Here is an 11,630-nt window from a genome sequence, read left to right as displayed (position 1 = left end):
CCGCTGCAACGTCATCTACGCCATGCTCCGCGACGGCACCTACTACCAGCCACCGACAACCGCCCCTACCCCCGAGCCGACCGCTCTCGCGGCTTGACTCGAAACATAGGGACACCCCCCCTTTACAGAACCCCACACGACGATATCATCGCCATATGACGATTGATGCGATCCCGGCCGAGCCGCAGTTCGAGGTGGCAGAAAGTCATGCCGCGCTCTTCCATGCTCTCGCAGAACCCACACGCTTGGCTCTCCTCCAGCACCTCTCGACCGGTGAGCATCGAGTTCGCGACCTTGTCGAACACATGCACCTTGCCCAGTCGACCGTCAGCAAGCATCTCTCGTGCCTGCGCGACTGTGGTCTGGTCACCGCGCGCACTGAAGGCCGCGCATCGTGGTTCGCTCTCACCGATCTGCCCCGACTGAGCGACCTACTCGAGGCGGCTGACGACCTGCTCGACACCTCCGGGACCACCCTGTCCCTGAAGAACCACCGCGATCACGAGAACCTCGAGGACGGGGGCCTTTGATGAGCTCAGGACACGACCATTCGCACGGCGGTAGCGGATCGAGCACGGCCCGGACGCGACTCGCCATCGCCTTCACCATCACCTCCGTCATCGTGCTCGCGCAAGCGATCGGGAGCGTCGTCACCGGCAGTCTTGCTCTGCTCACGGACACGGCGCATGCCCTTGTCGACGCCTCCGGTCTGCTGGTCGCGTTGATTGCGGCGACCATGATGTTGCGCCCGGCCAGCAGCAGTAAGACCTGGGGATTCGCTCGCATCGAGGTACTGGCAGCCTTGGCCCAGGCCACGCTCCTGATCGTGGTCGGCACCTACACCGCCGTCGAGGGCATTTCGCGACTGACGGACCCCCCGGACGTTCCCTCGGGTGAGCTGCTCATCTTCGGTGTGATCGGGCTGGTCGCGAACATCGCCGCGATCCTCATCCTGGCCGGAGGCAAGGATTCGAGCCTCAACATGCGTGCCGCGTTCCTCGAGGTCCTCAATGACGCTCTCGGTTCGCTCGGCGTGATCACTGCCGCGATCGTGATTCAGCTGACCGGATTCCAGCAGGCTGATGCGCTGGCCGGTTTGTTCATCGCCGCGTTGATCGTGCCTCGGGCGTTCCGCATCATGGCCGAGACGCTCCGGATCCTCATGGAGTACACCCCGAAGGGTGTGGATCTCGATCAGGTGCGTGAGCACATCCTCGCGCTCGACCACGTCCAGGACGTCCACGACCTGCACGCCTCAGCGATCGGGAGCAATCTGCCGATCTTCTCTGCGCACGTCGTCGTCGGGGAGGAGTGCTTCGAATCGGCCCATGCACTGCGGATCCTCGAAGAGGTCCATGTCTGCGTCAGGACGCACTTCCCGATAGCGTTCGAGCACGCCACGATCCAACTGGAGAGCCCGTCCGTGCATCGAGGTGAATCCGAACGTCCCTTGCACACTTAGCACCCACGGATCCGATCGCCTCCTGACCGCAGGCGAGAGCAAAGACGGCACGCACCCCTCGATGGTGGGGTGCGCGCCGCGAGTGGTCGCTGGGCTCAGCGGAAGGAGACGAAGGTGGGATTGCCCCAGATGGTGCGCTCCGTGACCGCGCCGGGAGAGCGTCCTGCATCGACGACCTTGTCGCCGCCGGCGTAGATGCCCATGTGGCCGGGCCACACGACAAGATCGCCGGGCTGCGCCTCGGACTTGGAGATCTGGGTGCCGGCGTCGACCTGCTGGCCGGAGGTGCGCGGAAGGTCGATGCCGACCTGCTTGTAGGCGTACTGGGTCAGGCCGGAGCAATCGAAGCTCACGCCCGGGTTGCTCGAGCCCCAGGAGTAAGCGGCACCCATCTGGGTCCGTGCGGCGTCGACGATCGCCTGCCCGGTGCTGCTGGAGGAGGATGCGGGCGCAGGAACCGACGCACCACCACCGCCGACACCGGGGGCCGAACCGTTCAGGGAGCCGCGCGTCTCGGGGCCCACCACGCCATCGACCTGCAGGCCGTTGGCCTGCTGGTAGTCCTTCACCGCGCCATGGGTACGCGGGCCGAACTTCCCGTCGACGGCGAGTGAGGAACCCTCATCGTTCAGCGCGGACTGGAGCTGCTCGACCGAGGCACCCTGGGATCCCCAGCGAAGCTTCTCGGAAGAGTGCAGTGCCTGCGTCGGCGCCGGAGCAGCAGGCGCGGCGGCCTGCGTGGCCGCGGACGGCACGGTCGCAGGAGTTGCGGGTGCTGCCTGGGCCGCACCACCAGCGAAGGCGGACCCGAGCAGGACGGTGCCGAGGAGGGCGGCACCTCCGGTGCCACGCAGGGCGCGTCCGCTGTGTCGAAGGGGGGTGACTGCGCGGCCGGCCGCGCGATGGGAATTGCTCGTGGCCATGAATGTACTCCGTGAATATCCCCGCATGTATCCACGGGGTCGTCTGGCATTTGGTCGCGGCAACGTCGACAGCAGAGGACGCGTCGGGAAGGAATCTCGTACCTCGTTACCGGTGGGACCAACGTACCGACCCAAACACCCTCCCAATAGCGCCATGGGCGACCCCGACCGACGATTTCTCCTTCTCTTGAACACTCTCGTCCCATGGGCCTCGGGGTCACACCGTCTCTTTACCAAACCCCGGTGCCGCAATGGGGTCGACCTCACGAGTCGCAGTCGAGGTGGACGGGCCCGTGTCGGTCACCGGTAGCAGATCGGGAGGAGAGAGTACCTTCGTGAGGCTCAGACGACGGGCTGGAATGTGGCGATGGAGCCTTGGAGCTGATCCATCCATGAGGCCCACACTCCCGTGAGTAGCAGCAGGCCGATCGCGATGAGCAGCGCCCCGGATAGGACTCCGATGAGTCGGCGATGGCGGGCAAGTGCCCTGCTCACGCCCATCGCCCTGTCAAGTAGCAGGGCGCTGAGGACGAAGGGGATGCCCAGTCCGAGCGAGTACGCCAGGGCCAGGATCGCGCCCCGAGCCGCAGAACCTCCGTCGGCGCCGGCGTCGAGGGATAGCGCGATGATCGCGGCGTAGGTAGGGCCGATGCAGGGTGTCCAGCTCAGCCCGAAGACGAAGCCCATCAACGGGGCCCCCAGAAGGCCCGCATCAGGGCGTCTCCTGGACACCTGGACATTTCCTGTCAATCGAGGGAACATGCCCATGAAAATGAGCCCCATAAAGATAACGATGAGGCCCGCGACCCGATTGATCCATACTGCGTGCGCTTGAAGGAGATATCCCACCGCGCCAGCGAACCCGCCCAGCGCCATGAATACCACCGCGAAGCCCGCGACGAACAGCAAGCTCCCACCCAACATTCTCCCAGTTCCCTCTCGGAAAAGGGTCCCCTGTCGTCGCGCCGTCCCGGTATTCTCAGGCGTTTGCCGGGTTAGCTTGGTGGTCTTCAGTCCTTGTCCGGCAAGCCCGGAGACATAACCGAGGTAGCCCGGCACGATCGGCAGCACGCACGGCGAGAGGAACGCGATCAGGCCAGCGACAGCGGCGACGGTGATGGCCAGCAGAAGAGACCCGGACAGGGCGATCGACTGGAACGTCTCCGCGAGTCCATTGACGCTCACGCGGCTCCTTCGGCGAGAACGGCATCGAGCATCGCTCTCAGGATGGAGGGGTCGATCGCTCCAGAGATCCGGCCTGCGGCGCGGCCGTCATGGTCGAGGACGAGAGTAGTGGGGACCGCGTTGGGTGCGACTTGGCCGCGCAGCTGGTACATGATCTCTGCGTCCGAGTCCGGCAGCGAAGGGTAAGTGATCCCGTAGGTCTCCTCGAAGGCCCCGGCGGGCCCTGCCGAATCGCGGACGTTGATCCCGATGAATGAGACGCCCTGGTCGGCGTACTCCTCGTGGATGGCCTGCAGATCCGGTGCCTCCACCCGGCATGGCGGGCAGGAGGCGTACCAGACGTTGACCACCAGCACCGATCCCCAGTGGTCTCTGGAGTCGAATCGTGCACCGTCGTAGCTGGTCCCGGTGAACTCGACGGGTTCTGTGCGATCGGCGGGAGCGATCTCTGTGGTCACACCGTTGCCGGAGACGTATCCGGCGTCCTCGGAGTCGTAGCGATCGCCGGTGTCAGTGCTGCCGCAGGCAGTGAACAGACCGGTAGCGGCCATGAAACCGGTGGCGTACAGAATCCGTCGCCGGGGGTGGGCGCGCATGTGCTCGCTCCTTCAAGGTGATCGAGAGGGGACGGGTGAGAGGGGCAGGATGCGGGTTCTTCCGTGTCTAGAACAGCGTGGACCAGTAGTCCCAGAACCTCACGGCGATGAGTGTCAGGATCACGAGGTACCAGGCCACAAGGAGCGGGACGCGGAACTCGATCACGAGACGGACCGCCCGCCGCACGGCCGGAGTGGAGGTCTCTGCCAGAGCGCGGAGATGGTGGAGAGTGGTGAACCAGAACAGCGGGATGGTCACTACCCACACAACCATGCAGTAGGGGCACAGTGCCCCGATCTCGTACAGGCTCTGTCCGATCAGCCACTGCACGAAGAGCACCGCGAAGGTCACGCCTGCCTGGATGAGAACACTCATCCAGCGCGCCACACGGGCGCCGGCGAGGAACGCGAATCCGAGGGCGAGAACGGCCGCGAAGCCGGCGATGCCGAGGATCGGGTTCGGGATGCCGAAAGCTGAGGCCTGCGGGGTGTCCATCACGGAGCCGCAGGAGAGCACTGGATTGAGGCTGCACGAGGGGACGTAGCTGGGGTCCTCGATCAGAGCGATCTTCTCGACCAGCAGCACAACGGCCATGACCAAGCCAACTGCGCCGATGACGGTGAAGAGCAATCCGAGACCGCGCGGCGCCCTCGAATCCCGAGCCGCCCCGGCGGCCGGACCGTCAGCCCTCGAGTGCGGCATCGAGCGGGTCCGTGAGGTCCTCGACGCGGGTGGGCTCCAGGCGCTCCCCGTCGAGGAAGAAGGTGGGAGTGCTCGTCACACCGAGCGCCTCGGCATCGGCAGCACTCTGCTCGATACGCTCGAGGGTGGCCGGATCGTCGTAGACCTGCTCGAAGCGATCCATGTCGAGTCCGAGCTCCTCGGCATACCCGAAGAACGCCTCCCGCTGGGACGTCTCCTGGTGACTCCACTCGGCCGCGTTGTCGAACAGCGCCTTGTACATGGCTTCGAACTCGCCCTGCTCTCCGGCGGCCTCAGCCGCCTTGGCGGCTTCAACGGAGTTGCCGTGCAAGGGCAGGTAGCGGACCACGAAGGTCACCCGGTCGCCGTATTCGGCACGAATCTCTTCGACCGCGGGATACAGGGATAGACAGGCTTCACATTCGAAGTCGAGGTACTCCACGAAGACGGCATCGCCACCTTCCGAAAGCCGCGGGCTGTCCTCTCGAACGAGCTGACCCGTCGCGGTTCCCGTGGCCTCCGAGGGTGCCGTCTGATCTTCCTTGGGGTCGAGAAAGATCACGAACCCCGCGAAGACCAGGGCGGCTACGGCGATCAGCCCCAATGTGAGCTTGACACTCCTGCTCATGCGGGTCCTCCTGTGGTCGTCGGCTTTCGCAAATCGTCTCGGACGTGGCTGGGTGACTCCTGCGCAGCGGCGTGGCTGCGTGTCCGGGCGGCGCGCATTCCGTTGGCAATGACGGCCACCTCGGCGACCTCATGGACCAGGACGACCGCAGCGAGACCGAGGACTCCACTCAGTGCGAGGGGGAGGAGCACGACGATGATCAACAGCGACAGGGCAATGTTCTGGGTGATGATGCGCCGTCCACGACGTGCATGGTCGAAGGCGGCCGGGAGGAGGCGCAGGTCGTGCCCGGTGAATGCGATGTCGGCCGACTCAATGGCTGCATCCGAACCGGTGGCGCCCATCGCTATCCCGATGTCCGCGGCGGCCAGTGCTGGGGCGTCGTTGATGCCGTCACCAATCATCGCCACCGGAGCAGTGCGGGAGAGCTCGCTGATCGCGGCAGCTTTATCCTCGGGGCGCAGCGCGGCCCGGACGTCGCTGATCCCGGCCTGGGTTGCGAGGGCTTGCGCGGTGCGCAGGTTGTCTCCGGTGAGCATGGTGATCCCGATGCCTCGGTCGCTGAGGGTGCGGATCACCTCGGGAACTTCCGGCCGCAGCTCATCGCGTACTCCGATCGCCCCGACCGGCTCATGCTCGTGGTGCACGATGACCACGGTCATGCCCTGAGTCTCGAGTTCCTCTACTCGCTCCGCGAGTGCGCCCGATGCCAGCCAGCGCGGGCTTCCGACCGTGATCACGGCTCCGCCCACGACTCCCTGGATTCCCTGACCAGCCAGCTCCGTCACTTCGGTCGCCTTCGGTGCTTCGGGTGCAGCGGCGGTGATCGCGGCTGCCAGCGGGTGGGTACTGTGCTGCTCGAGCGCGGCCGCCCAGGCCACTACCTCGCTTTCGACTGCATCGGCAGTGAGGACGGCGGTGACGGTCGGCTGATTACGAGTCAGGGTGCCTGTCTTATCGAGAGCGACGTGGCGGATGCCGCCAAAGCGTTCGAAGATCGCACCGGACTTGATGACCACCCCGAACTTGCTGGCCGAGCCGATCGCCGCGACCACGGTGATCGGTACGGAAATCGCTAGCGCGCACGGCGATGCGGCGACCAGGACCACCAGTGCGCGGGTGATCCACAACTCCGGATCGCCGAGTATCGATCCGATCAGCGCGACCAAGGTCGCAAGGATCAGCACCCCGGGAACCAAAGGGCGGGCGATGCGGTCGGCGAGACGGGCGCGGTCGCCCTTTTCGGCTTGGGCCTGCTCGACCAGCTCCACGATAGTGGTCAGCGAGTTGTCCGTCCCCGCTGCGGTCGCCTCGACCTCGAGAGCTCCGGCGTTGTTGATCGCCCCTGCCGAAACCGCATCGCCAGGTTCGACCTCGACGGGAATCGACTCCCCGGTGATCGCGGAAGTGTCCAGACTGCTGTGCCCTGAGCGCACAATCCCGTCGGTCGCGATCCGCTCACCGGCGCGCACCAGCATCACCTGACCCGCTGTCAGCTCCCGTGCGGCGATCGAAGTCCACGCACCGTCGATGGAGACGGACGCGGTGTCGGGGACCAGCTTCAACAGGGCCCGCAGCCCGCCACGGGCCCGGTCCATCGCCTTATCCTCCAGCGCTTCGGCGATCGAGTAGAGGAACGCCAGTGCCGCGGCTTCCTCGACGTAGCCCAGGATCACCGCACCGACCGCGCTGATCGTCATCAGCAGACTGATGCCGAGCCTGCCCTTGAGCAGTGCCCGGATCGCGCCGGGCGTGAACGTTGAGGCGCCTAGAAGCAGGCCACTCCAGAAAAACGCAAGGGCGGGTATCTCCGCGCCGGACCACTCACAAAGGAGGCCAGTAAGAAACGCGATCCCGGAGAGCACGGGAAGGAGCACCTCGCGGTCCTTCCACCAGGGCCCGTCACCGTCGTCGTGATCGTCGACGTCGACGCTGTTCACCTGCGGATCCGTCACCGCGCTCACGCGAGAGCCCCCGCATCGCAGCAGCCCGGGACCGGGCAAGCAGGATTGAGGCACACGGCACTCTCATCGACCGCGAGAGTCACCTCGACCAGCGCGTTCAAGGCCGCGGTGAGGTGCGGATCGGAGATTTCATACCGGGTCTGCCGTCCCTCCGGCTCGGCGACCACGATCCCAAAGTCCCGTAGACAACTTAGATGGTTCGATACGTTCGACCGCGTCAACTCAAGCTCGCGTGAGAGCACTGCTGGATAGCTCGGAGCCTCCAGAAGTGTCAGCAAGATTCGTGACCGCGTCGGATCTGCCATCGCACGGCCCAGGCGGTTCATGATGTCCAAACGAGAAGCAATAGTCAGCACAGGCTGACCATACAGTAGTCGCTGACCACTATGGAAGATCATGGCCGGAGCCAGGGTTCCCGCACCGGCCTCTCCACTGCTGCCGGTGCGTAACCGTGCATCAGTCCCCGTCAATGCAGGGCAGGACGATCATGTAGGTCACAGCGATAGAGCTAGACCTTCGAGTCGACTGGAAGGTCTAGCCTTCGGTGGTGCGAATCTCCGAGGTCGCAGCCCGGTCGGGTGTTCCCGCGACCACGCTGCGCTACTACGACACCATCGGTCTCATTGGGGCCCGCCGGGAAGCCAACGGGTACCGGTCCTATGACGACACCGTGTTAGAGCGCCTGGCCTTCATCGAGGCGGCCAAAGCCCTGTCACTGCCGCTCACCGAGATCGCGGGCCTGCTGGTCGTGGTCGAGGAGGAAACCTGCACGCAGGTCCGTGAGGCCCTGGCTCCCCGGCTGGCCGACCGCCTCCGAGAGGTCGATGAGCACCTCGCGGCGCTACAGCGGCTGCGGAATCAACTCGACTCTGCGAACCAGCGCGTCACCGCATGCCCGGACAGCGGCGCCGCGTGCCGCAGCGAATGCATCCTCCTAGATGACCGCCACCAGCCCTGTACCTCCCGTGATGCCCACGAAGGAGATCCCCGACTGTGAATCGCCTTGTCTCCTGGTGGGACACCCACCAGATCACCCTGTACCTGGCCGCTATCGCAGCCGGCGCCACACTTGGACTGGCTGCGCCAGGGCTCGCGCCGACGTTGGAGCACTCCATCGAGCCGGTGTTGATGCTGCTGCTGTTCGCCACGTTCCTGAGCGTGCCCCTGATCGAACTCGGCCAGGCATTCCGCGACCGGAGGTTCTTAGGCACCGTGCTCGTGGCGAACTTCGCGATCGTGCCGCTGCTGGCCTGGGCGCTATCACGGTTCGTCGCGGACGACCAAGGGCTCCTGCTCGGCGTGCTTCTGGTGCTGCTGACCCCATGCATCGACTACGTCATCGTCTTCACAGGCCTGGCTGGCGGAGCGCACGCGAAACTGCTGGCAGCAGCGCCCTTGCTGATGCTCCTCCAACTGGCGTTGTTGCCGCTGTACCTGTTCGTTTTCGCGGGCCGCGAGGTCGTCGGCGTGATCGACGTGGCCCCGTTTGTGGAAGCGTTCGTGCTGCTGATCGTGGTGCCGCTGGCCGCGGCGACGGCCGTGCAGGCGCTGGCGCGCCGTCACCAGTCGGGCCGAGCCATCGAAGGCGCAATGGCGCGGGCCATGGTTCCGCTGATGATGATCACCCTCGCGACCGTGATCGGTTCCCAGATCGCTGCGGTCGGCTCGCAGATCGGGACCCTGGCACGCCTCCTCCCCCTCTACACCGGATTCGTCGTTGGGGCTGTTCTCATCGGTGCGGTTGCCTCAAGAGCCACGAGGCTGGATACGCCATCGACGCGGGCGGTGATGTTCTCCGTCTCCACCCGCAACTCCCTGGTCGTCCTTCCCCTCGCACTGGCCCTCCCAGACGCATTTGCGATCGCGCCACTCGCAGTTGTCACCCAGACCCTGGTCGAACTCATCGCCATGGTCATCCTCGTCCGAATCGTGCCCGCAATCGTCCCGGGGACCAAAGAAACGGCCGTCCCGTAACCGACTGCCTCGAACTTGAGCGCTCTGTCCCCGCCGGGACTTTCGTGACAGACCTGCCTGCCATGCAGCGCCGAACACCTCAACAGGACATCCGGAAGACCTACTCCCTGGCCAACCGAGCACCTGCGGCACGAGATCCGAACACCTTCGCGCGAGGGTCGGCCGCGAGAACAATGCTCAACCGAACGATACCGTCCCCCGGCAATCTGAGTGCGAGTGGCCAGGCGAGCCGTTGCGGCAAACCTGCGGACGGGTTCAGGTCTGTCGCAGCACGGTCTGCGCTGAGTGCTTGCCCCGGGTCGTAGCGATCCGGGGCATGCGCGGTACCGCTTCGCGTCCGACAGGTGAGTCTGCGTGCCTAGAAGTCCCAGTCGTCGTCGCTGGTGTGCTCGGCCTTGCCGATGATGTACGACGATCCGCTTCCGCTGAAGAAGTCGTGGTTCTCGTCGGCGTTGGGGGCGAGGGCGGCGAGGATCTCTGGGCTGACTGACGTCTCCTCGGCGGTGAACCGTGCCGGGTAGCCGAGGTTCATGAGGGATTTGTTCGCGTTGTAGCGCACGAAGGCGGCGACGTCGCCCATCAGGCCGAGGGGTTCGTAGAGCTCGCCTGAGTAGTCGAGCTCGAGGTCGTAGAGCTCTTCGAGCAGGGTGTACGTGAACTCCTTCATCTCGTCGCGGCGGTTGGGGTGAGCCTCGAGGCCGCGCTGGTACTTGTAGCCCGAGTAGTAGCCGTGCACGGCCTTGTCGCGCAGGATGAGTCGGATCATGTCGGCGGTGTTGGTCAGGGTGGCGTGCACGGAGAAGTGCAGCGGCAGGTAGAAGCCGGCGTAGAGCAGAAGGCTGGAGAGCAGGGTGGAGGACACCTTCCGCTTTAACGGGTCGGGCCCGTAGTAGTACTGGAGCACCTTCTTGCATCGCGCTTGAAGCAGGTCGTTTCCGATCGCCCAGCGGTAGGCCTCATCGATCTCTCGGGTACTGGTCAGGGTCGAGAACACCGAGGAGTACGAGCGGGCGTGGACGGACTGCATGAAGGCGATGTTGGTGTAGACGGCTTCCTCGTGCTCTGTGCGGGCGTCCTGGATCTGGCAGATCTCCCCGACGGTGGCCTGCACGGTGTCGAGCATGGTAAGGCCGGTGAAGACTCGCATGGTGAGGGTTCGTTCATGGGGCGCGAGTGCGTGCCAGGCCTGGTGGTCGTTGGACAGGGGCACCTTCTCGGGCAGCCAGAAGTTCGCGGTCAGGCGGTTCCAGATCTCGAGGTCCTTCTCGTCGCTCACGCGGTTCCAGTTGATCGGACGCAGCGGTGCGCTGGGGTCGTGTCGGTATGCCGGAGGGGTGATGGAGCCTTCTACGGCTGTTGTGGCGGTCATGCTGTTCTCCTCTGTTCGTTGTTCTTGTCGTTCGTCGTGGCTGTCCGTTGCCAGAACAGGTCGAGCCCTTCGTTCACGCACTCAATATCGCGCTGGGTGCCCAGGAGTTCGAAGCGATAGAGCTCTGGGACACCGCACTTTCGGGAGATGACTGGGCCGGCGAGGCAGTAGTGCTCGCCGAAGTTGGTGTTGCCTGCGGTGATCACCCCGCGCAGCAGCGCACGGTTGGCGGGATCGTTGAGGAAGGCGATGACCTGCTTCGGCACGGCCCCGGCCTGCTCGCCGCCGCCGTAGGTGGGGACCACCAGAACGAAGGGGCGGCACACGCGGACCATCCCCTCGACACGGGGGCGGAGCGGGATCCGCACCGCAGGCCGCCCCAGCCTCTCCACGAAGCGCAGCGTGTTCTCGGAGACGCTGGAGAAGAACACGAGATCTGCTGACTCCTGTGGCGTCAGGTCACGTGTTCCGAGTCCCGGTGCTGCGCGCTCGATGCCTGCCGTCATCGATCCCTCCTTCGTCGTCGTCCCATCCGACTGACCTCGAACTACTAGATGTTGGGTCTGCACTCCGCGGGGGTGACACATGTAGTTATATCAGTCCTGGCAGCCCTCGACCATACGCCACGCCGGGTTTGCAACTTCGGCATACCGAACCATACGATCTGAGGGTCCGGAAGTGGCCACGCCTGTGGCCGCGAACGAAGAGAGGTCGCCGATGCACATGCGAGGACGATGGAAGGCTGCGCTCGGCGCAGTCGTTGCGAGTGCGGCGCTGGTGCTCACCGGCTGCTCCGCTGGGGCCAGGCCGGATGCTGCCGACGACG

The 11,630-nt window shown here is 65.2% G+C and carries 13 protein-coding genes; 4 read left to right on the top strand and 9 right to left on the bottom strand.

Annotation, left to right across the window (positions count from 1 at the left end; translation table 11 throughout):
- Nucleotides 1–155: 155 nt before the first annotated feature.
- Complete coding sequence (locus tag MHY20_RS10915) at nt 156–530, top strand: metalloregulator ArsR/SmtB family transcription factor (RefSeq protein ID WP_239376768.1); 375 nt, start codon at nt 156–158, stop codon at nt 528–530.
- Nucleotides 530–1,462: a cation diffusion facilitator family transporter gene (locus MHY20_RS10910; protein ID WP_239376767.1), complete on the top strand. Its 933-nt coding sequence runs from the start codon at nt 530–532 to the stop codon at nt 1,460–1,462. The genes MHY20_RS10915 and MHY20_RS10910 overlap by 1 nt, the downstream gene beginning before the upstream one ends.
- 95 nt (nt 1,463–1,557) lie before the next feature.
- On the opposite strand, the gene MHY20_RS10905 is transcribed toward MHY20_RS10910, so the two are convergent.
- The 7 genes from MHY20_RS10905 to MHY20_RS10875 all read right to left on the bottom strand — a co-directional run bounded on the left by MHY20_RS10905 (nt 1,558) and on the right by MHY20_RS10875 (nt 7,817).
- Nucleotides 1,558–2,385 carry an NlpC/P60 family protein gene (locus tag MHY20_RS10905; RefSeq protein ID WP_239376766.1) on the bottom strand — a complete coding sequence of 276 codons (828 nt, stop codon included), beginning with the start codon at nt 2,383–2,385 and terminating at the stop codon, nt 1,558–1,560.
- Nucleotides 2,386–2,727: 342 nt separating this feature from the next.
- Nucleotides 2,728–3,570, bottom strand: coding sequence for a cytochrome c biogenesis protein CcdA (locus MHY20_RS10900; protein ID WP_087484033.1), 843 nt, complete (start codon nt 3,568–3,570; stop codon nt 2,728–2,730).
- Nucleotides 3,567–4,166, bottom strand: a complete 600-nt coding sequence (locus MHY20_RS10895; RefSeq protein WP_239376765.1) for a TlpA disulfide reductase family protein — start codon at nt 4,164–4,166, stop codon at nt 3,567–3,569. Before MHY20_RS10895 ends, MHY20_RS10900 begins: the two co-directional genes overlap by 4 nt.
- 67 nt (nt 4,167–4,233) lie before the next feature.
- Entirely contained in the window at nt 4,234–4,869 is a 636-nt protein-coding gene (locus MHY20_RS10890) for a vitamin K epoxide reductase family protein (protein WP_311199401.1), read from the bottom strand.
- Nucleotides 4,850–5,497, bottom strand: a complete 648-nt coding sequence (locus tag MHY20_RS10885; protein WP_239376761.1) for a thioredoxin domain-containing protein — start codon at nt 5,495–5,497, stop codon at nt 4,850–4,852. Before MHY20_RS10885 ends, MHY20_RS10890 begins: the two co-directional genes overlap by 20 nt.
- A complete protein-coding gene (locus MHY20_RS10880) occupies nt 5,494–7,500 on the bottom strand; it encodes a cation-translocating P-type ATPase (protein WP_239376759.1) in 2,007 nt (668 codons plus the stop codon). The genes MHY20_RS10885 and MHY20_RS10880 overlap by 4 nt, the downstream gene beginning before the upstream one ends.
- Entirely contained in the window at nt 7,458–7,817 is a 360-nt protein-coding gene (locus MHY20_RS10875; protein ID WP_239376757.1) for a metalloregulator ArsR/SmtB family transcription factor, read from the bottom strand. Before MHY20_RS10875 ends, MHY20_RS10880 begins: the two co-directional genes overlap by 43 nt.
- A gap of 191 nt (nt 7,818–8,008) precedes the next feature.
- Between MHY20_RS10875 and MHY20_RS10870 the strand changes: the two genes are divergently transcribed.
- Complete coding sequence (locus MHY20_RS10870; RefSeq protein WP_103384714.1) at nt 8,009–8,458, top strand: MerR family transcriptional regulator; 450 nt, start codon at nt 8,009–8,011, stop codon at nt 8,456–8,458.
- Nucleotides 8,455–9,435 carry a bile acid:sodium symporter gene (locus MHY20_RS10865; RefSeq protein ID WP_239376756.1) on the top strand — a complete coding sequence of 327 codons (981 nt, stop codon included), beginning with the start codon at nt 8,455–8,457 and terminating at the stop codon, nt 9,433–9,435. The genes MHY20_RS10870 and MHY20_RS10865 overlap by 4 nt, the downstream gene beginning before the upstream one ends.
- Before the next feature lie 358 nt (nt 9,436–9,793).
- Here MHY20_RS10865 and nrdF read toward each other — a convergent pair whose 3' ends face one another.
- Together nrdF and nrdI are read right to left on the bottom strand one after the other, a co-directional pair.
- Nucleotides 9,794–10,804, bottom strand: coding sequence for a class 1b ribonucleoside-diphosphate reductase subunit beta (gene nrdF, locus MHY20_RS10860; RefSeq protein WP_239376755.1), 1,011 nt, complete (start codon nt 10,802–10,804; stop codon nt 9,794–9,796).
- Nucleotides 10,801–11,310 carry a class Ib ribonucleoside-diphosphate reductase assembly flavoprotein NrdI gene (nrdI, locus tag MHY20_RS10855; RefSeq protein ID WP_106505696.1) on the bottom strand — a complete coding sequence of 170 codons (510 nt, stop codon included), beginning with the start codon at nt 11,308–11,310 and terminating at the stop codon, nt 10,801–10,803. Before nrdI ends, nrdF begins: the two co-directional genes overlap by 4 nt.
- Nucleotides 11,311–11,630 lie beyond the last annotated feature (320 nt).

Origin of the sequence: Helcobacillus sp. ACRRO (assembly GCF_022347125.1) — a bacterium.
In the GTDB taxonomy this organism is placed as follows: Bacteria; Actinomycetota; Actinomycetes; order Actinomycetales; family Dermabacteraceae; genus Helcobacillus; species Helcobacillus massiliensis.
The sequence above is the reverse complement of the archived record's forward strand: the minus strand, read 5'-3'. Positions and strand labels throughout refer to the sequence as shown.

Bases quoted from the DNA above. Each gene is read 5' to 3' on its own strand.
- MHY20_RS10915 (WP_239376768.1), top strand. From the start codon at position 156: ATGACGATTGATGCGATCCCGGCCGAGCCGCAGTTCGAGGTGGCAGAA.
- MHY20_RS10910 (WP_239376767.1), top strand. From the start codon at position 530: ATGAGCTCAGGACACGACCATTCGCACGGCGGTAGCGGATCGAGCACG.
- MHY20_RS10905 (WP_239376766.1), bottom strand. From the start codon at position 2,385: ATGGCCACGAGCAATTCCCATCGCGCGGCCGGCCGCGCAGTCACCCCC.
- MHY20_RS10895 (WP_239376765.1), bottom strand. From the start codon at position 4,166: ATGCGCGCCCACCCCCGGCGACGGATTCTGTACGCCACCGGTTTCATG.
- MHY20_RS10890 (WP_311199401.1), bottom strand. From the start codon at position 4,869: ATGCCGCACTCGAGGGCTGACGGTCCGGCCGCCGGGGCGGCTCGGGAT.
- MHY20_RS10885 (WP_239376761.1), bottom strand. From the start codon at position 5,497: ATGAGCAGGAGTGTCAAGCTCACATTGGGGCTGATCGCCGTAGCCGCC.
- nrdF (WP_239376755.1), bottom strand. From the start codon at position 10,804: ATGACCGCCACAACAGCCGTAGAAGGCTCCATCACCCCTCCGGCATAC.
- nrdI (WP_106505696.1), bottom strand. From the start codon at position 11,310: ATGACGGCAGGCATCGAGCGCGCAGCACCGGGACTCGGAACACGTGAC.